Raw genomic sequence first — 19,553 nt, 5'->3', positions numbered from 1 at the left:
TTGTTAGTCGAGCCGCCCCGCCCGATCTGCGGGACCGGTTGCGAGATCGTTCGCTCGCTGGTCTTTGAACGCGTGCGGGTAAACCTTTCGGCAGTTCCCTTCGAAAATCTTGTACTTATCCTCAGCCGTCAGCCATGGGATGGCTTCAATCGCAGGCTTTAGGTCGTCGAAGTCCCGCCCCGTATGCCTACACGCGATCGTGCCCGTCCCTGGTCGTTCCGTACCAAAAAGGCAGTTGTCTACGCCAAGCACCCGGAATTGAAATTCCAGCGCCTCGGGCGAATAGTTGCAGGTGTCGTAATAGAGTTTGCGAACCTTCTCGTCGAACGTTTCACCGCCCCGTCGCTCGGCCCATGCGCGAAAGCGCCCCATTTGATACGGAATAGCCCCCCCGCCGTGCGCGACAACAATCTTCAATGTCGGGAAGTCTTCGAACACGCGGCTCTCCAGCAAAGAGATGATCGAAATACTCTCTTCGTTGATGAATTTCAGCGTGTAGGATTCTCGCGGATTGCAGCAACTCGCTGAGTGAATGAGCGCCGGCACATCGAGCTCGACAAGTTTTTCGTACAGGGGATACCAGAAGCGATCGCCAAGCCCGGGCGGCGCTGTTTCTTCACCCTCCGTGGGATCCGGATTCAACAGGCAGCCGACGAAACCCAACTCCTTCACACATCGCTCCAGCTCGGCCAGGCAGTTTGCAGGGCTCTCGGCACGAAACTGCGGAAGGCCGGCGACTCCCCTGAAACGGTCCGGGTGCAACTGGCATTGGGCATGGATGGCATCATTGACTGCACGAGTCCATAACGCGGTTACTTTGGCCGGCTTGATCGAGTGCAGCATCATGTACGGGCGCGGAGAGAGAAACTGCACGTCAGTTCCCACGCCATCCATAATTGCGATCAGCCGATTCGAAACAGCATGCAGCGCCTCCTCCTTGATTCCAGAGAACGGCGCGGCCGGGTTGGCACGGCTGGCTACCAGTTCGCTCATGTACCTATAGAGTTCGTCGGTCATAACAACATGGGCGTGACTGTCGATGATCATGCGATAGCTCCGAAGCTGCGGTTGGTTCATTGGACCAGGAAACCATTCGGAATCCGTTACCCGTTATGGGATTTACGTTCCATATAGGCACAATATAACCTTGTCCGTGAGGCGTCAAGCGACTTTTGTCGGCAATCGCTGGATTCACCGTCGGGAAAGCGTCTATGCTTGCCAGAGCCGAGCGCCCGAGGCGCCCGTGCGTGCTACCAAACTCAACTTGGTACTGACAGCGGGGGAGGTGAAGGGGCGGACGGTGGTGTCCGTTATCAGACCGACGCGGCGAAAGGCGGCGGCACCGTAATCACGATGAATTCGAACGGCTACTACAGTTCGAACAAGCTCGGCTATCTCGGCAATGAAGATCTCAGTGATGGCTGGAACGCGCACTTCCGGCTGGAAAACGGCTTCAACCTCGGTAACGGACAGCTCGACAACACCACCGGCACGCTATTCAATCGTCAGGCATACGTCGGCATGGGCAGCAAGAAGTACGGGTCGATCGACTTTGGCCGCCCGTACACGATTTCGCACGACATCATCAGCATCTACGATCCGTGCGCTTTTCACTACACGCCGATCCTGCCGTTGACGGTAGCGCCGGACGGCACTCGCAACAACAATGCGGTCAAATACAAGAACGAATTTGGGACACTGCTGTTCGAAATGGACAATTCGTTTGGCGGCGTCGCGGGCAATTTCAGCAGCGGAGCGACCCGCTCGGTCGGCGTGAGCTATCACCTGGGGGCCGGCGGATATTGGGGGCGGGTACGGCCATCGGAATATCCTCGTCGGTACGGCTTATCGGTGACAGCTATTACCTGAGCGGCGTGGGTTTCAGAATCGGGCCGGTGCGAGTGTGGGGCGGCTTCATGTCCGAGGACCAGCAAAATCCGGGAGGCCCGCACCAGGTAACGAACAACGGATTCGGCGGCCTGACGTGGCTCATCAAGCCGGATATCGTTTTTACGGGCGGCTACTATCAGACCGCCGTCTCGAATGACACGATCAGCCGCCGCGGTCTGTCGATGATTTCGCTTGCCTGTCTGCTTTCCAGGCGCACCACGCGACGATTAGCACGTCAGCACGAGCCGCAACTCGTATTTCGATAACGCGCGCGCCGACTAAATGAACGCGGATACGACCGCATTCGTGGGCACCTGTCCTCGGTCCTGTTCAAGGATTTCCCGACATCGCGTTTCGTAATCCCGCTTGGGGGCGGTGTAGTGTCGTATTACCGACGACGTTTATGCGGCATTTCATCAACGTTGAGCCGCCTTCCGGGACACCGTCTTCCGAACGATCTGCTTGGCGGCGAGGGGTTTATCTGCGCTTTTGGCAGATTTGGACTCACCGGCTTGGTCCATTTCGGCCAACGCAGCCTTAAGAATGGCGAGAGCCCCCCAGATCTTGATCTCCCGAGCCTTTTCTGTGGAGAGGAAGCAGACGTCACGCAACACAACGGCCGACTCGATACCAATAAACAGGCTGAGCGCCCCAATTAACTTCTCGTAACGCTTCGTACCAAGCTGAGTACGCAGCATACCGATTGCAGACTCAAGCACTTCCTTCCGTGCCCCTCTACGATGCGGGAGCAACTCGTCATCTGAGTTCTCATTGTTCAAGGAGAGCTTCAGCATCGTGCGATAAAGGTAATCGTGGTCGGTAATCGTGACGTCACTGGCCTCAACCACCGAGCGGAGACGATCTTCGACCGTTTGCTTGCTCTCGAGCGCCGCGTCAATACTTCGTTTCTCGATCTCCGTTGACGCGTAGAGCGTGGCGTGCACCACTAGCGTCTCGACGGACGGAAAGTAGCGATACGCTGTCGTGCGACCCACTCTAGCGCTATCTGCCACCTCGGCAACGGTGAACGATTTCCCCTCACGTACAAATTGTGCAGCGCATTCGACCAGTGCCATATGCGTGCGCATTTTCTGATTGCTTCGCCCACCAACAAGGTTCGACATGATTCTCCAATCGGGCGCGGCCCGCCGACAAGGACGTCCTCAACGTATATCTGCTCAATGGTACACCATTCCCATGGCGAGACAGAATAACAGAGTTGAGCCTCTCAGGAGCCGAACGTCGATGTGACGGAACTGTATGATTTCTTGCAACCTCCTCAGTAGTTTGCGCTCAGCGAATTCAGTTGGAATTCTTCTCGCTATCGCACAAATCCGTCAAAACTTTCCCCGACAGAATCGAGGCCGCGTCGTTCTCCCGCCGCTGCGGCGATTTCCGCGGTGCGTCGGCGCTGAGGTGGCAGCGTGCCCGCGCGTTCGCGATGGCGGTGAGAACCGCCGTGGTATCGCCTGCGGCGACCGTACAGCGGCTGGGCGCGCGCTGGCCATCACTCAGTGAGAGCTTCCAGTTCTTCTCGCCCAGTTCAAAGGCCATGTACAGCCGGCCAGCTGCCGTCGTATTCTGCCCGCGGAGGGGTGTGTCAGGCGCATCCATTTGCGTGCTCCTTCGGAGAAACGAGTTTGCAAATCCCGTTTTACTCCAGGGGGTTACTTCCACAGCCCTCCCCACATAGCATCCAGGATGCAGTAACTCGGCGTAGAGTCGGTTGCCCACCTGCCTTGGGACGGTTCCATCAACTTGCTTACGCCGGCGCCTCGGCTTCCGTTACGCCTCGGTCCAGAAGTGAGGCGCAGTTGCAAATCGAAGGATGCGAAAGCCCCTCAGTTGACTGTACGTGACCCCGAGGACTTGCGTGCAAAACTCAGTAGAGCAGCTAGCACTGCCATGATGGCCGAGACACCTATGGCGGCTTGGCCTACGTGACCAAACAATCGGAAAAATATCGCTACCAGCATCGCGCCAAGGATCTGGCCCGTGGTACGCGAAATCGCAATTAGTCCAGCCGCCGCACCACTCCTGTGCATTGGAGCGGAAGACAATAGCGCACGATTGTTCGGCGATTGGAAGAAGCCGAAGCCTATACCGCACACGCCCATGCGAATGGCAATAGAGGTCAACTCCATTCCAGGTGAAAGCCACAGAAGTGAGCTCAACCCAGCTGCCATCACGAAAAGGCCGCACCCACTCAGAACCTCGACCGACACGCGATCCGCGAGCCTGCCAGCAAGGGGCGCGGCAAGCGCCACGCCGGCAGGCCATGGCGTCATAAGCAAACCGATTTGCACGAGATTGAAATGCAAACCGTCCTGAAGGTAGAAAGGAAGAGCAACCTGGGTCAGCGTCTGTGCGGTAAATGTGAACACTGACGTTAGCGCAGCCAAACGTACCAGGCGTATCCTGAGAAGGTCGATCGGTACAAGCGGTCGACTCTGAGACAAACAACGATTCACCAACACTACCGCCGCAATGACGCCACCGATCAAGGCCGCGCCACCCCGTAGCCCGGATGGATTTCGCGTGACCAGATCGACCCCACTCAACAGCATCGCAAAAGCGATGATGTTCAAAACAATGCTCAACACATCGAACTGCCGATCTGCCTTCGGGCTCTCTGGCAATGTTCGCCAAGCCAAGGCTAAGGCCAGTGCGCCAACTGGAAGATTGATAGCGAATAGCCATTGCCAGGGACCCAGCGCAAGCATGACCGAGGCAATCGTAGGCCCTAATGCGCCAAACGCGGCGATGATTAAAGCGTTCGCACCGAGCGCCGTACCAAGGCGCCGCGGTGGATACATAAAACGAGCGAGTGCACCATTCACACTCATAATGCCCGCGCCGCCGATACCCTGAATCGCCCGCGCGACGACCAGTTCAGTGAGATCGTGCGACGTTACGCAACCCACGGAGGCTAGCGTAAAAATACACAGACCGCCGATAAAGACTCGACGATAGGTAATGATTTCCCCGAGCGCTGACATCGGCAACAGCGAGATCACGACACCCAGTTGAAACGCGCTTACGATCGCAATCGAATCAGCAGGCGAAGCCCCTAAATCACGCGCAATCGTCGGGAGCGCAACGTTAGCAATTGAGCTGTCAAGTATGCTGACAATCAAGGCTAACCAAACCCCGGCTAGCGCAAGATAGCGCCGCGGGGCGGGAAGACCTTCGTGCCGACAATCCTCCCCTGCGACACCCTCCCGTGGCACGACCGTTCCAGCCGGATCATTTAACTCAACCGAGTTATCTGTGTCCATTGCTCAATGTTGGCTCTCAGGAATGGCCACGACCAGACCGTCTAGCGCCTCAACAACCTGCAATTGGCAAGAAAGCCGGGAATTCGGGAGAACAACTTGCGCGAAATCCAGCATGCTGGCTTCCATGTCGCCCACCTTGTTTACCCTGTCTTTCCAGGACTCGTCAACATAGACATGGCACGTTGCGCACGCGCATGCACCACCGCAATCCGCATCGATTCCAGGTATCCCGTTCTTGATGGCGGTCTGCATCACGCTGTCACCATTTCGAGCATCCACGGTTCGATGCGTACCATCAGCCGTAACAAAAGTGATCTGGGGCATAGACTCTTCGCGATCAGATCGCGACCTCCTTCATTGAAATATTTGGATTGCGCAGACGCTCGATGTTGATTTCGGTCCTGGCACCGATGAGTTGACGACCCATCATGAATTCAGGCACCGCGTTTACGGCTTCAACCGCCTGGATCCGTTGATCGGCGCTGACGTGAAAGACCGCAAACTTGTCTTCGTCGGGGTCGCCCCGAATTACTATCTCGGCAACATCCATGGGCAAACCGGCAATCTGCAACTTCACATCGAACTGATCTGACCAGAACCAGGGAGTTTCGGGTTTTGGCGCCGGCAAGTTGCAGATAGATGCCGCCGCCTGCTTCGCCTGTTCAAGCGCGTTTGGCACACTCTCGAGACGCACCTTTCGGTTGTACAGTGGAAGCGGTCTACGCGTGCAATCTCCAATTGCGTAGATGTTCGGATCGTCTGTGCGCGCTGAGAGATCGACGAGCACGCCGTCATCGCATCGCAATCCAGCATGACGCGCCAATTCCTCATTTGGAACCGCACCAACTCCTACGAGGACCAAATCGGCCGGCAATTGCTCACCGTCGTCCAGGCACACGCTTGCCGCTCCATCCAGCATCTGCACGGATGTAACTGACCGGTCCAAGCGAAAAGTAACGCCGCGTTGACTGTGATAGCGAAGAAAGAAGCTCGAGAGTTGCGAGCAAGCAACCCGAGCCAAAGGACGCGCCTCCCTCTCAACTACCACGACTTCGGCGCCGAGAGCACGCGCCGACGCAGCTACCTCCAAACCCACATACCCGCCACCAACAATCACCACTCGCGCGCCGGGTTTAAGTGCGAGCTTCAATTTTTCCGCATCGGCCGCAGTGCGTAGCTCAAGCACGACAGGCAGCGATGCTCCTTCGAAAGGCGCAGTACGGGCTCGGGCTCCAGTGGCCAGGATGAGATTGTCGTAATTCACTGTTTTGCCATCCGCCATACATACTAGCCGAGCCGCGCGTTCGATGGCGTCGACACGCGTGTTGAGGTATAGCTGTATGCAGTTCTCGAGATAGAACTCTGCGGGCCTCAACCGAAGACCTTCTTCGTTTGCTTCGCCTTTGAGCCATGCCTTAGAGAGAGGTGGTCGCTGATACGGCTCCAGCGGCTCCTCCCCAATCAAGGTGATTGATCCGGCAAAACCATTCTGGCGTAGAAATGCTGCGACCGATCCCCCAGCATGGCCTGCACCAATAATCACCGTGCCAGCTGACCGCAATGAGTTGATACTTGTCTCCAACATGGCGTTCTCTCTTCAAGAGACGTTGACTGACTCACCCCATTGCAACGGCAACTCAACCAGACCGAGCGTTACACCCGTGTGGTAGGAGAGCAATGCTCCAGGCCTTACCCGCAGCTCTGGTAATCTGGGGAGCAGTTCTTCGAGCATGATGCGCAACTCCAACCGGGCAAGAGGAGCGCCAACGCACATGTGCGGTCCGGAACCAAACGCGCAATGCTGCCGTCGGTTTGAGCGATCAAAATCAACCTCAAGCGCCTGGGGGAATATCTCTTCGTCCAAGCCTGCGGCAGAGATAAGGCAAAGCACCATGTCGCCTTTACGAAGCTCTACTCCTGCGTACGTTGCGTCACGCGTGACTTCACGACCGATGCTTATGATGCTGAAACGGCGGAGCAACTCCTCGACGGCGTCAGGGATCTTTTCGGGGTTATTCAGTAGCTTCTGACGCTGATTCTCATGCTCGGCCAGATAACGCATGATGTGCGTCATCTGAGCAGCCACTGTGTCGAGTCCTCCATTGAAAAGCGTAATGAGGATCGACAGCATCTCTTCGCGACTAAGCGATCGTCCGTCGACTCGCGTCCTCAGCAACGAAGGCATGATGTGACCACCGCTTTTTTCCGGATCTACCAATTGTTCGTCGAGCCAACCACTGAGATAGGCAATCGACTTCTCATGCGCGTCGTTAGATTCTTGTTGCGACACGCCATGAAAATAGCTCTGCACCCAGCCGATCATTTCGTCGCGTCGTTCAAGCGGCAGACCGCACATTCGCATGAAAATCTCAACCGGCATACGCATGGCGAAGTCGCGTACAAACTCAGCTTCGTTGCGTGTGGCCAACTCGTTCGCCAACCCGCGGGCAGTGGCGCGAATTGCTGGAGTGAGTTCGTCCAGGATCCGATGGCCGAAAAGTTCCACGACACTAATCCGGTACTTGCCGTGCTCAGGAGGGTCCATGTGGTGCGGGATCGACGGAACCGTACGTTCCACACGAGGTACCCGAATATTTCGGCTGGAGAAAAGTTCGCAATTTCGCAGGATGTCGATGACAGTCTCACGCTTCGCGGCACACCAATGGCCGCCGAGCTCCGGCGAGTAGAAAAAGCCTGGACCGGTTCCCAAGTCGTGTAACACGGTCCACGGATCGGCGACCATTGCTTCGCCAGTCCGATAGTTAAAGGACACAACCCGGTCCGCCGGAACATCATTCAACCTTCCATGCACTGGACAACCCATTTTCGCTCCTGTTTATCGCGCCCCAGGACCCAACCCCTTTCTCGGGATAAATGTTCATAATGGGACTATTGTACCATTTAAAAAAGCGCGTGTCAAGCACGGAACGAGGCTTCGTGGTGGTCATCGTTGATGTGTTCGCGCCTGGACAGCAACAGCCGCCGACCTCCAGGCTTTTGAGGCATTGCACTCTGACGAGCTATTTGCTGCTACTCACCATGAAATCGACACCTACACATCTTTTTATGGTACGTTAGTCCCACGAAGGAAATTCGCACCATGAAGGAGATGTCCAATCCAACAGTCGCTTACTTTGGTGGGAGCTGACTCGCCAGCCTCAGCGCTGGCAAGGCGAGACGACGAGACGTGAGGGGCGACTGACTACGAGTTCCTGTGGTCCCGTTGCTCGCCGTTGCGTGGAGATAAACCGGCTTTCCCTGAACGAGATGCTTGCTTGCAAATGAGTTGCTGCAACTCAACGACATGCTTGATGTTGAACGCCGGACAACGGAGTCACGTTCGGGCCACATCTGACAGCCTCATAACCAACATTCTTTTCCTGGCCATGGCAATGACCCTACAATCGAGAACTCTGTTTATCACTGGTGCAAGTCGCGGTATTGGTCTCGCAATCGCCCTCCGAGCGGCGCGAGGCGGCGCCAACATCGTTATCGCCGCCAAAACTGTCGAGTCTCACCCAAACCTACCTGGGACGATTTATACCGCCGCGGAAGAAATCGAAAGCGCCGGCGGTACGGCTCTTCCTCTTGTCGTGGACGTCCGTGATGAAGGGAGCGTTGTCCGCGCATTTGACGAGGCTGTACAGCGTTTTGGTGGTATCGATATATTGGTAAACAATGCAAGCGCCCTTTCGCTTACCGACACGCCGTCGACAGATATGAAGCGGTACGACCTGATGCAGCAGATCAACGTCCGAGGCACTTATCTCTGCACTCGAACGGCACTACCTTATTTAAGCCGCGGAGCGAATCCACATGTACTGAACCTCTCTCCTCCACTCGACCTCGATCCGAAGTGGTTCGGTCCGCATGTTGCCTACAGTATTGCGAAATTCGGCATGAGTCTTTGCACATTAGGCCAGGCACGTGAATTCAAGTCACTAGGCATCGCCGTCAACTCGCTCTGGCCCGTTACCACTATCGACACAGCTGCAGTCCGCAACAAACTCGGAGATATGGCCAACTCCAGTCGGAATCCCGAGATCATGGCGGATGCGGCATACGCAATTCTGACAAAGCAGGCAACAGAAGTGACGGGCAACTTCTTTTTGGATGAACAAGTACTGCGCGAAGAGGGAGTTACAGATTTCTCGTCTTACGCACGGCATCCACTCGCACCATTGACCGCAGACTACTTTGTTAGCGACCAGATCCTCGACAGCTTGCCGACTGAGCTAGTCCGCCTGCCGCAGTGACACGAGTCGTAGCGTCGCATGTTCCCCGCCAAGGCTCTCCATCGCAACATTCGCGCTGCAAAGCCTTGGTACTCTATCCCGTAATTCGCTACGACGTGCGAGGCCGACGACGGCGCCGCCTTTGCGGCGGCTGCAACACCTAACATCCTCTTCGGAACGTCGGGGCCCTCACAAACTGGATAGATCGCCCTCTGAGATGTAAAGGAGCGCGAAAGTGGTCCGCCTCGCGAAGGAGGTGCGGCCACCTCGCAAAATCCGCGTTACCCCTTCCTGGCAAGGGCCGTGTAGCCACGGACAATCCGAAGCGTACTATCCAGGGGTCCCTCCCTTCTCTCGAAGGACACCCGCACTGTTACCTCAGATGGCACCGCCCCCTCTAAAGTTCGAGGGCGTGCCACTTCTCACGACGATCGGCCGAGAACTGGTGATCTGCAGTTGCAAGGTAACCGCCGTCCACCAATAGATCGACACCCGTCATCAAACTAGCGGCCGGAGAAGTTACGAATCGAATAACCTCGGCAATCTCTGACGCCGATCCGAGCCTTCCAAGTGGTGAATCGTTCCCGCGATGATCAAGACCGGCCTGTCTTTGCGCCCCCATCGTTGTGTCACCGAGTACACCCGGAGACACTGAAAGCAATCGCCCCTGCCGCTGGCCCCAAGCATAAGCTCGACGCTGCACCTGCAGAATTGTTCCACGCTTGGAAGTTGCATAGGCCAAGCGATGTTTCGGCGTTGTGGGAGCCTCGGCTTCGACGACTCGTGCCAAGTCCGCCGGCCCCTGTGTGGGCTCCAACAATAAGGAGTCGAACCGATGCCCAAGCGTTCTATGTCCTGCCATTGAGGCCACACAAACCCCCACCACTCCGGGTTTTACCAGGGGTTCGAAGGCGTCCAGTATATTGATAGTTCCATATAGATTCACTGCATAAATGATCTCGGGGGGTGTAGGTGGCGCGACGCCAGCGGCATGAATCAGTACCGCAAATCCGCCCATGCCGTTTGCGGCCTCCGCCAGGGCACTTGCATCCGCCTGACGCGTGATGTCCGCGGGCATCGCAACAGCATTCAGTCCTTCGGCGTGGAGCGTACTAACTGTCGAATTGACCGCATCCGGCCGAAGATCCGAAATTAGAATTCGGTGGTCGCGAAACCGCCGCGCGCAGGAGAGTCCAATATGACCGGCACCGCCGGTGATGACCGCAAGGGGCAATCTACTGCTATCGTCTGTCATGGTTCGATCCCGTCAAAGATTCGAGGCAGCAGGTTATGATTTTGGTAATTCAACATTCATATAGAAACGCATGGCAGGACGCCGCCCGTCTGGTGGAAAGACTCGCCATGCACCATCCTCGTGTTTGAAAAATACGATGGAAAGGGCCTTACTTGAGGAGCGAGCCTCAACTCGAACGGAGCGACTGTAACCCATGCCGCTCCATTTGAATCGGGTTACTCGGATAGGTGCAGTTGCAAACCATTTCTCAACAACTGACCGCAAACAGATTTCTGCGCTTTTCATCGACGTCTCCTTCCAGGCTGCAGCGAACCGGCCGCCTCAGCCTGCGGCTCAACTACGCCTTAACGAAATGCGCCCGTAGAGTGCTCGGGATCGCCTGGTTGCCTACTTCAACATACGGCCTTGATATAGTAACCGTGTTTCGTTATGGGATGTAAATCCCATAATAGATCAACTAGCGATGAGGTGCAAGCTTTGAGTGTGCATCAGAGGGCTTCGATGATGGTGACGTTCGCAATGCCACCGCCTTCGCACATTGTCTGCAAGCCATACCGCTTTCCACGCGCGCGCAGAGCATGCACTAGCGTTGCAGCAAGCTTGGCCCCGGAGGCACCGAGCGGATGCCCCAAGGCAATCCCTCCTCCATTCACATTGAGGCGATCTGGATCCGCATCAACGGCCTGTAGCCAGGCGAGCGGTATCGGTGCAAACGCTTCATTGACTTCGTAGAGGTCGATTTGATCGATTGATAGGCCTGCTCGCTTCAGTGCTCTTCGCGTGGCCGGAATTGGCTCTTCGAGCATGACAATCGGGTCCCCTGCAGTAACCGTAAGATTGAGAATCCTGGCAAGGGGCGTCAGTCCATGCGCCTTCAATCCATGCTCATTGGCCACCAGAACGCCGGCGGAACCGTCGCAGATCTGACTTGCGTTTGCTGCACTTAATACGCTGCCGTCCCGCAATAGCTTTACCGATCCAATCGACTCTGCTGTCGCACCGAACCGGATACCTTCGTCGACAACGTGTGACTCCCCATTCACCTCAAGTGGCACAATCTCGGCTCGAAAGGCCCCTGCATTGGTGGCTGCTGCGGCCCGCTGATGGCTCTTCAAGGCGTACTGGTCGAGCTGTTCCCGACTAAACCCGTATTTCTCAGCAATTAGTTGGGCTCCGGTGAACTGGCTAAAACCATCCACTCCATAGCGTCTGCGGATTTGTTCACTCCAGGGGCCACCTAATCCTGCTTTCAATGCGAGGCTTGTCGGCGTACCCATTGGAACGCGACTCATGCTCTCGACGCCAGCCGCAATCACGACGTCTTGCGTGCCCGACATGACCGCCTGCGCTGCGAAATGGAGAGCCTGCTGGGATGAGCCGCACTGCCGGTCGATTGAAACGGCCGGAACGCAATCTGGTAGCCTGGATGCCAAGACGGCGTTACGCCCAATATGGAAGCTCTGCTCACCAACCTGGCTCACGCAGCCAAAGATGACGTCTTCTATGGCGCCGGGATCAATTCCACAACGATCGACCAGCGCATTCAGCACTTCTCCTGCCATATCAGCCGGATGCCAATCGGCGAGTTTGCCGGCGCGGCGACCACCGGCAGTCCGGACCGCCTCGACAATGTATGCGTTCATACCGCGCTTTCCCGATGACTTAGACTGGCGTTGCGCTTAGAAACGAATGCCTGGATACGGTCACGAGTTTGCGACGTTCGGCTGAGTTCAGCGATCGCCCTCGCTTCGTCTTCCATCTGTGTCTCGAAACTCGACTCCAGACTTGAAAGCAGCAGATTCCGTGTTCTTCCGATTGCGGCGGTGGTCGATCTCCCGAGTTGTGCAACTATCGCCCTAGTCTCATCAGCCAGAAGTTCGTCATCCACCGCGCGTGTAACCAGACCTAACTCGGCCGCATCGTCTGCACCTAGCCGCTTGTTCGTCAAGACAATTTCTTGAGCCCGGCGCAGGCCGACAAGACGAGGAAGGAGCCACGTTGAACCACCATCCGGGGAAAGGCCAATGCCCGTATAGGCCGGAGTAAAGTGCGCCGAACGAGCGGACAGAGCGATGTCTCCGAGAACCGCCAAGCTGAGCCCAGCGCCAGCCGCCGGACCGTTTATAGCGGTTATCAACGGCTTCTGCATCCTTGCGAGCCGCGCTATGGCCATATGCAAGTACGCAGTCAGTTCTTTCAACAAAGAAGGCACCGCATCGCCGGCAGACACAAATTCCCCTACATCGCCTCCTGTACAAAAGAACCGTCCTGCACCCGTGAGCACGACGCAGCCTATCGAATCATCTTCGTCGCAATCGATAGCGGCCTTCATCAACGCCTTCGCCAATGAGAGGTCGATTGCATTGCCTACGGCGGGCCGGTTCAGTGTCAACTTCGCAACGGACCCATCGCGCTCAAAGAGCAAAGTAGCTGACGAGTTCATGAGTGTGCTCCTTGCGACTGTTCCCAGGCTCGCTGTGCCACAAACGGCAGCGCGGCGACCAACTCCTTCGCATGGGGCGAAGCCGCCGAGCCACGCTTCCAACGTGCTTTGATGCCATGAAAGATCGCTGCGACTCGAAACATATTGAAGGCGACGTAGAAGTTCAGGTTCGCGATACCGTCACGTCCCGTATGAGCACAGTAGGCAGCCACGTATTCATCTTCGCTTGGGATGTTCAGCTCACTTAGATTTTCGCCTTCAAGGCCCGCGATGATCAGCGGTGGCATACGGTACATCATCACGTTGTACGCAAAGTCGGCAAGTGGATGGCCTAACGTCGACAATTCCCAGTCCAGGACGGCCAGAACGCGGGGCTCCGTAGGATGGAATATCATGTTGTCGACGCGGAAGTCACCATGCACGATGGTAGTTTCATCGTCAGCCGGAATGTGTGCGGGTAGCCATTCCATCAACTTCTCGAAATGCGGATCCCGACCGGCCTCAACGTCACCTGTGTATTGTTTGGACCAACGCGCAATCTGCCGCTCGAAGTAGTTACCGGGGCGCCCGAAATCGGTCAAGCCCACCGACCGGTAGTCGATGCTGTGCAACTTCGCGAGCGTTTCGTTGATCGCGTAGAAGTAGCGCGGTCGCTCGTCACGGATAACATCCGGGAACGTCGCGTCCCAGAGGACTCGCCCCTGTACGAAGTCCATCACGTAAAACCACGTGCCAATCACCGCATCGTCCATGCACATGCCGTGCAGATGAGGGACAGGGAAGTCTACGCTTTCAAGCGCTTGCAACACCCGTGCCTCGCGCTCCACAGCGTGCGCGCCTCGCAAAATATCGCCCGGCGGCTTGCGCCGGATTACGTACGCTTTGTCGGGGGTGTTCACCTTGTAGGTGGGATTCGACTGTCCGCCCTTGAATTGTTCGACCGTTACTGGACCTCGAAATCCTCTCACGTTCTCAGTCATCCATTGCGTCAGGCTGGCGATGTCAAAGCGGTGTTCACTGCGGACCTCCGATGTCCCATTGAATGAAATAGCCTCTTTCATTGAGCCATCCTCCCCATGGCATCCTTTCTGATCCTGTTGGCGAGCGACCATTTGTGCACTTCTGTGGGCCCGTCGTACACTCGAAATGCGCGTATCTCCCGGAAAACTTTTTCGACTATCGTGTCGCCCGTCAAGCCTGTCCCGCCCATTACCTGAACGCAACGGTCTGCGACACGGAATAGTGCTTCGGATACAGCAACCTTAGTCATGGAAGATTCGCCAATACCCTTCGCGCCGCTGTCCAGCACCCCTGCGCACCAGTCGATCATCAACTCGGCCTGCTTCAGGTCAATTTGATTCTCCGCGAGCATGAAGCCTACGCCCTCGTGCTCAATGAGTAGTTGACCAAACGCACGACGCTTTACTGCGTACGCGGTTGCAATCTCTTGAGCCCGGATGCACGCACCAAGCCAACGCATGCAGTGTGTGAGTCGAGCAGGTGCCAGACAAATCTGGGCATACTTGAAGCCTTCTCCACTCACTCCGAGTATCTGGCTCTCGGGGACACGAAGACCATCAATCCGCACGATGGCGTGACCTCCAGGCATCGAATCGTCAAGCGTGTCGAGAACACGCTCGATGCGAATCGCTGGATCCGGCAATGCAACCAGGAACATCGTCGCGCCCTGCTCGGAGCGAGCCATAACGATGCCCATGCCGGCGCCGTCAGCTCCCGTGATAAATGCTTTGCGACCGTCGATCACCCAAAAATCGCCATCCCGTCGAGCGGTAGTCAGCATCATTGACGGATCGGAGCCAGCACCGTTGTCTTCGGCCGGTTCGGTCATGAAAAAGGCGGAGCGAACCCGACCTTCGATGAGCGGCGTTAAAAATCGATCTTTTTGCGCGGGCGACGCCACTCTTCCCAAGAGGTACATGTTCCCTTCGTCGGGTGCGGCGACATTGAGCGCGAGCGGTCCAAGGGGTGATAAACCCGCCGCACGCAAAACCAAAGCGGTTTCTCCATGGGTCAGATGACTGCCATCGGGAAGTACATTGGGCGTCAGCAGCCCTTCGGCGCGCGCCATGTCCCTAATTTGCTGCACGAGTTCGTCACCCGGACCGTGCAGGCCCTGGCGAGGATCACGCTCAAAAGGCACGACATGTTTGCGGACGAACATCTCGACGCGCTCAGCTAGCCGACGGCCTCGGTCAAGATTTGGAGTAGTAGAAAAATCGTTCATCGCGGTGCCATCCTGATCGCGCCATCAAGTCGAATCGTTTCGCCGTTAAGCATTGGATTGCGCACGATACTTTCTACTAGGTGCGCATACTCCTGTGGTTTGCCCAAGCGCGCGGGAAACGGAACCTGACTCCCGAGTGAATCTTGAGCTTCTTGAGGCAAAGCAGCCAACATCGGCGTCCAGAACCATCCCGGCGCAATCGTCACAACCCGGATTGATAGTGACGCCAGGTCTCGAGCCATCGGAAGTGTCATGGCGACCACGCCGCCTTTTGACGCTGCGTATGCGACCTGTCCGATCTGCCCTTCGTAAGCAGCGACACTCGCTGTATTGATGATCACGCCGCGCTCTTCTGCAAGCGGCTCGATCTCGCTCAGCCGTGCCGCGAATCGGGAACTCACAATGAAGTTACCGATCAGGTTCACCTCTATGGTGTCTCGGAACTGACGCAAACTGTGCGGCGCTGCATCGCGACCTACCGTTTTTGCGCCAAGCGCCACGCCGGCACAGCCAACGAATACGCGTGCAACGCCGTGAAAGCGCTCCGCCTCGTCGAGAGCGGCTATAACGTTGTCCTCTCGAGAAATATCTACCTTTACGAACCGCCCTCCGATCGCTTGGGCCTGTGCACGGCCAGCTTCTTCGTTCAAGTCGAAGATCGTTACCTTGGCCCCCAGCGCGGCCAAGTGACGTGCTGTTGCCCCACCCAGACCAGAAGCCCCGCCCGTGACAATCACGGCGAGTCCAGCTATCTCCATGCTCATCTCCTCATGTCACAACATCAAGGGCGACCTCAGGCGGTGCTGATTGCATCCCTCAATTCGATCCCCATTTCGGGTATAGAAACCCGTTGTGGTACTACAGTACCATACAAAATGAGATCACTCAATGCGATTGCGAGCAGGACTATGTACAGGTGCCGTGCGGCGAGGACCGTGTCGGGTATGTACGTTGGATGAAAAGAAGACGTCCGATTCATCTGCAGGCCGTCCTTCTCTGAACTGCCCGTAATGCCTCGTCGGTTCGGGCAGAGATTCGCCCATGTTGTTCGCACGGGGCACACTTACGTCTGACGATTATTTGCTCAGCGCCTCTCGGTTTTAGTCGCTAAGTATTGATTTCATTCAGTGGGAATCCGCCACTTTTTAGCGCTGCATGGTCGTTCACGCGTCTCGCCGATCTCAATCGACGGCCTCCAGGGAGCGAAGTGCGGAACTTTCGCTTTTACCTTGACGACGTCGAAAACGACGCTTATCGTACTTAAATCCCATTTCGGAACTCTATTTCCTTGTCGTGCTCCGAACGCAACGTGGGATAGGAGACAGTCTCGACGAGCCGATCTCGGCGCCGCGAGATGAGAACACAAAACTGCAAACTGACAGAGGTCCATTATCTTGGCCCATCATCCTTCTTTGAACGACACACAGCAATCCGCTGAGCCACGTGCTGGCGCACGTGCGTGGTATGCCGTCGGCCTGCTGCTATGTCTATACATCCTGTCTTTTTTTGGTCGACAAATCATTTCGCTTTTGGTGGAGCCCCTCGAGAAGGGCTTGGGTTTAACCGAGGTCCAGATCGGACTCCTGATTGGCTTCTCGTTCACGCTGGTTTACGCCATTGGCGGAATAGCGTTTGGATGGCTGGTCGACACCTTTCCACGAAAGCTGATTATCTTCGTCGGCACAATTGTCTGGGCCTTGAGTTGCATCGGCTGTGGCCTTACCACGTCGTTCGGATGGCTCTTCGTCGCTCGCATGGGTGTTGGCATCGGAGAAGCAACGTTGATGCCGGCGGCATATGCTCTCCTGAGCGACACATTCCCACGGCGGCGGCTAGCCACTGCACTGGGAATTTTTTCGTTTGGCGCCACGTTTGGTATCGCAATGTCTCTCGGTCTCGGTGGTTATCTACTGGCGCTGTTTACTCACTCTCGTGGGATAGAAACGCCCTTGGGCCACCTTGACCCGTGGCAAGCGGCGTTTGTTATATCGGGGTGTCCTCCACTTGTCTTCGGCCTGCTCGCGCTGACATTGCCTGAGCCCACTCGGAAAAAACGGGCCTTCGGGCATCCGCCCGCTGCCACTTCGCTACTCACCGTGCTTCGTCGGCGTCGAGGCATCATGGCCGCCCAGTTCGCGGGATTCTCCATGAATGCATTGATGGGCTACACCCTGATGGCGTGGGCACCAGCATTCATGGGCCGGAGCTACGGCTGGAGACCGGGCGAGATCGGTCCAGCGCTGGCGCTTGCTCTCGGCCTAAGTGGCGCTATCGCCACTCTTGGCTGTGGATACCTGGCGGATCGCATGTGGGCACGCGGCATAAAGGGCAGCCATTACATGATCGCAGCGTCAGCTCTAGCCGTCTCTTCCCCATTCGGCGCCGTCGCCTTTCTCTCACCCAGTCCATGGATTTTTCTTGTGGGAATATTCGTGGTGTATTTTGCGGCAGCGGTCGGACTCAACATGGGCGCCACCTCACTTCAATTGCTTACGCCGCCTGCTTTGAGGGGGCGTTTGTCCGGTCTGTATCTTTTCTGCACTAATATGATCGGGGCCGGCCTCGGTCCGCTGATCGTCGCGATGATGACACAGCATCTGTTTCATGACCGCGCCAAAGTCGGGATTGCGATGGCTATCGTGACTCCCACCGCCGCGTTGACTGGCGCAATCATTCTCGGCCTTGCATGGCGTCGGTATGCGAAGTTGATTAGGGTTGCCGACGATGCAATTGATGAAGTGGAGTCGGTAGACATCGCGGTGCCTGGCGTCGCGGCATTAGGGACGAAATCATAACGTTACGACACTGGCGTTCGTCGAATACTCGCGTTGCTAGATCATTGTTGGATTGGTCTATGGCAGATAACGGACGCCTGAATGTCGAGATAAGAGTCGCATCCAATATGTCCCGGGTGGCATCGCCACGAGTGAGTCCGTTCCACCAACCATCGAAATTTGCCAAGCCCACTGCCGTGTCCGGTCCGGCGCTTCGCGATCACGGGCTTGATGCCGAAGTCGCGAAGCGCCTGTCGATAGGCTCGGAATCAAAGCCGCGATCGGCGTAGATGATTTCGGGCTTCCGCAGTGGCCACCCGCGTGCGCCGCGAATCGGTGGAATCGCGTCGACACGCGGCAGCAACGGGGCGACGTCGTTGCGGTTGGCGCCCCTCAGGATCACGCTAACTGGAGCGCCGTTGGCATCTACGAGGATGTGGTATTTCGAACCGGGTCGCGCACGATCCACGGGGTTCGGACCAGTTTTCGCCCGCCCCAACAGCTCGCACCGACGACGAGTCCACAGCAGCGCGGGAAAAATCAGCTGGTCGGCCTCGCGCAAGTTCGCGAGTAACAATTCGTGCAGCCGGTCCCATACGCCAGCCTCGTGCCAGTCGCGAAGCCGTCGCCAGCAGGTCGCGCCCGACCCAAAGCCAAGGTTGGTCGGCAGGTGGTTCCAGCGAAGCCCTGTCCTGAACACAAACAGGATGCCGTTGAGCGCAGCCCGATCCGATACGGGAAGGCGGCCTGGATACTTGTTGCGCCGTGGCTTCGGTGACGGCAGCAAAGGTTCGATCAGTGTCCACAATTCATCGTCAATGATTGGCGCTTGCATCCTTGGGATGCCAAAGGTTAACAGCTCTCCGGGAAAGTAAACGGCGCCCATGGGGTCTTTTTGAACTAGCCTCTTAATAAGTGCCTCGGCAGCGCTGTGCTTCAAGTCTGAACGGAAGACAGCTCACCCACGACCGGGACAATACTGAGGCTATGTGACTGCGACGGACCGCCCCCGCCAGTCGTCTGCTGCCGGCAATACGTTCGTATTCAGGCTGCATCACGGACGCGTGATCGAAGGCAGCCGTGGGTTGCAACAGCGCCCCTTCCTTGATCCTGCATGCGCATTCGTGTGCAATGCGATAGAAGTTGTGGAGCGGACGTTCACTGATGCGCACGCCATCATCAATTCCGGTGCTGTGCGTGTCGTTGCCTACGGTCTCGCGGTTGACAGAGGGATCACCGATGGCGTTCACGCCCAATACGCGCGTAGTTGTGACGCTCCAGTCTGCATGGAATCGATGCCTGGTAGCACTTTGACCGTGCCGTGAATACTGAGCCGCCCAAACGCGTTGGGCTTACCGCGACACCCAGGGCGGTTCAAACAGCACCTTCGTTCATGTTGTCAAAGGTCTAAGTGCATGGAGCGCCAGCCGATC

General features: G+C 56.8%; 19 protein-coding genes. 4 read left to right on the top strand and 15 right to left on the bottom strand.

Annotation, left to right across the window (positions count from 1 at the left end):
* Positions 1 to 3: 3 nt before the first annotated feature.
* The gene (locus P3T23_RS37985) at positions 4 to 1,047 is read right to left on the bottom strand and encodes an amidohydrolase family protein (RefSeq protein WP_429321197.1); all 1,044 of its coding nucleotides are present in this window, start codon (positions 1,045 to 1,047) and stop codon (positions 4 to 6) included.
* Positions 1,048 to 1,353: 306 nt separating this feature from the next.
* Between P3T23_RS37985 and P3T23_RS37980 the strand changes: the two genes are divergently transcribed.
* Complete coding sequence (locus P3T23_RS37980; protein WP_429321196.1) at positions 1,354 to 1,869, top strand: porin; 516 nt, start codon at positions 1,354 to 1,356, stop codon at positions 1,867 to 1,869.
* Between the two features lie 5 nt (positions 1,870 to 1,874).
* Complete coding sequence (locus P3T23_RS37975) at positions 1,875 to 2,156, top strand: hypothetical protein (protein WP_429321195.1); 282 nt, start codon at positions 1,875 to 1,877, stop codon at positions 2,154 to 2,156.
* A 150-nt stretch (positions 2,157 to 2,306) separates the two neighbouring features.
* On the opposite strand, the gene P3T23_RS37970 is transcribed toward P3T23_RS37975, so the two are convergent.
* From P3T23_RS37970 to P3T23_RS37945, 6 genes are all read right to left on the bottom strand, one after another.
* Positions 2,307 to 3,014, bottom strand: a complete 708-nt coding sequence (locus P3T23_RS37970) for a TetR/AcrR family transcriptional regulator (RefSeq protein ID WP_429321194.1) — start codon at positions 3,012 to 3,014, stop codon at positions 2,307 to 2,309.
* A 178-nt stretch (positions 3,015 to 3,192) separates the two neighbouring features.
* Complete coding sequence (locus P3T23_RS37965) at positions 3,193 to 3,504, bottom strand: hypothetical protein (RefSeq protein WP_429321193.1); 312 nt, start codon at positions 3,502 to 3,504, stop codon at positions 3,193 to 3,195.
* 227 nt (positions 3,505 to 3,731) lie between these two features.
* Positions 3,732 to 5,168, bottom strand: coding sequence for an MFS transporter (locus tag P3T23_RS37960; protein WP_429321192.1), 1,437 nt, complete (start codon positions 5,166 to 5,168; stop codon positions 3,732 to 3,734).
* Between the two features lie 3 nt (positions 5,169 to 5,171).
* Positions 5,172 to 5,492, bottom strand: a complete 321-nt coding sequence (locus P3T23_RS37955; protein ID WP_429321191.1) for a 2Fe-2S iron-sulfur cluster-binding protein — start codon at positions 5,490 to 5,492, stop codon at positions 5,172 to 5,174.
* Between the two features lie 13 nt (positions 5,493 to 5,505).
* Entirely contained in the window at positions 5,506 to 6,753 is a 1,248-nt protein-coding gene (locus tag P3T23_RS37950; RefSeq protein ID WP_429321190.1) for an NAD(P)/FAD-dependent oxidoreductase, read from the bottom strand.
* A gap of 12 nt (positions 6,754 to 6,765) precedes the next feature.
* Positions 6,766 to 7,911, bottom strand: a complete 1,146-nt coding sequence (locus P3T23_RS37945; protein ID WP_429321189.1) for a cytochrome P450 — start codon at positions 7,909 to 7,911, stop codon at positions 6,766 to 6,768.
* 649 nt (positions 7,912 to 8,560) lie between these two features.
* On the opposite strand from P3T23_RS37945, the gene P3T23_RS37940 reads away from it, so the two are divergent.
* The gene (locus tag P3T23_RS37940) at positions 8,561 to 9,424 is read left to right on the top strand and encodes an SDR family oxidoreductase (RefSeq protein WP_429321219.1); all 864 of its coding nucleotides are present in this window, start codon (positions 8,561 to 8,563) and stop codon (positions 9,422 to 9,424) included.
* A gap of 376 nt (positions 9,425 to 9,800) precedes the next feature.
* Here P3T23_RS37940 and P3T23_RS37935 read toward each other — a convergent pair whose 3' ends face one another.
* The 7 genes from P3T23_RS37935 to P3T23_RS37905 form a co-directional block, all read right to left on the bottom strand.
* Positions 9,801 to 10,658, bottom strand: a complete 858-nt coding sequence (locus P3T23_RS37935) for an SDR family oxidoreductase (RefSeq protein WP_429321188.1) — start codon at positions 10,656 to 10,658, stop codon at positions 9,801 to 9,803.
* A 33-nt stretch (positions 10,659 to 10,691) separates the two neighbouring features.
* The gene (locus P3T23_RS37930; protein ID WP_429321187.1) at positions 10,692 to 10,943 is read right to left on the bottom strand and encodes a hypothetical protein; all 252 of its coding nucleotides are present in this window, start codon (positions 10,941 to 10,943) and stop codon (positions 10,692 to 10,694) included.
* 203 nt (positions 10,944 to 11,146) lie between these two features.
* Positions 11,147 to 12,301, bottom strand: a complete 1,155-nt coding sequence (locus tag P3T23_RS37925; RefSeq protein ID WP_429321186.1) for an acetyl-CoA C-acetyltransferase — start codon at positions 12,299 to 12,301, stop codon at positions 11,147 to 11,149.
* On the bottom strand, positions 12,298 to 13,101 hold the full coding sequence (locus tag P3T23_RS37920) for an enoyl-CoA hydratase/isomerase family protein (RefSeq protein ID WP_429321185.1): 804 nt from the start codon (positions 13,099 to 13,101) through the stop codon (positions 12,298 to 12,300). The genes P3T23_RS37925 and P3T23_RS37920 overlap by 4 nt, the downstream gene beginning before the upstream one ends.
* Entirely contained in the window at positions 13,098 to 14,162 is a 1,065-nt protein-coding gene (locus P3T23_RS37915) for a phosphotransferase (RefSeq protein ID WP_429321184.1), read from the bottom strand. The genes P3T23_RS37920 and P3T23_RS37915 overlap by 4 nt, the downstream gene beginning before the upstream one ends.
* Positions 14,159 to 15,346 (bottom strand): acyl-CoA dehydrogenase family protein, encoded by a 1,188-nt coding sequence (locus tag P3T23_RS37910; RefSeq protein WP_429321183.1) that lies wholly within the window; start codon positions 15,344 to 15,346, stop codon positions 14,159 to 14,161. The genes P3T23_RS37915 and P3T23_RS37910 overlap by 4 nt, the downstream gene beginning before the upstream one ends.
* Complete coding sequence (locus P3T23_RS37905) at positions 15,343 to 16,104, bottom strand: SDR family NAD(P)-dependent oxidoreductase (RefSeq protein WP_429321182.1); 762 nt, start codon at positions 16,102 to 16,104, stop codon at positions 15,343 to 15,345. Before P3T23_RS37905 ends, P3T23_RS37910 begins: the two co-directional genes overlap by 4 nt.
* A 636-nt stretch (positions 16,105 to 16,740) precedes the next feature.
* On the opposite strand from P3T23_RS37905, the gene P3T23_RS37900 reads away from it, so the two are divergent.
* On the top strand, positions 16,741 to 18,141 hold the full coding sequence (locus P3T23_RS37900) for an MFS transporter (RefSeq protein ID WP_429321181.1): 1,401 nt from the start codon (positions 16,741 to 16,743) through the stop codon (positions 18,139 to 18,141).
* 199 nt (positions 18,142 to 18,340) lie between these two features.
* Here the strand turns inward: P3T23_RS37900 and P3T23_RS37895 are convergent, their stop codons facing one another.
* On the bottom strand, positions 18,341 to 19,060 hold the full coding sequence (locus P3T23_RS37895) for an IS5 family transposase (protein ID WP_429321180.1): 720 nt from the start codon (positions 19,058 to 19,060) through the stop codon (positions 18,341 to 18,343).
* Positions 19,061 to 19,553: the final 493 nt, after the last annotated feature.

The sequence above is a fragment of the Paraburkholderia sp. GAS448 genome (genome assembly GCF_050435685.1).
GTDB lineage: Bacteria > Pseudomonadota > Gammaproteobacteria > Burkholderiales > Burkholderiaceae > Paraburkholderia.
The sequence above is the reverse complement of the archived record's forward strand: the minus strand, read 5'-3'. Positions and strand labels throughout refer to the sequence as shown.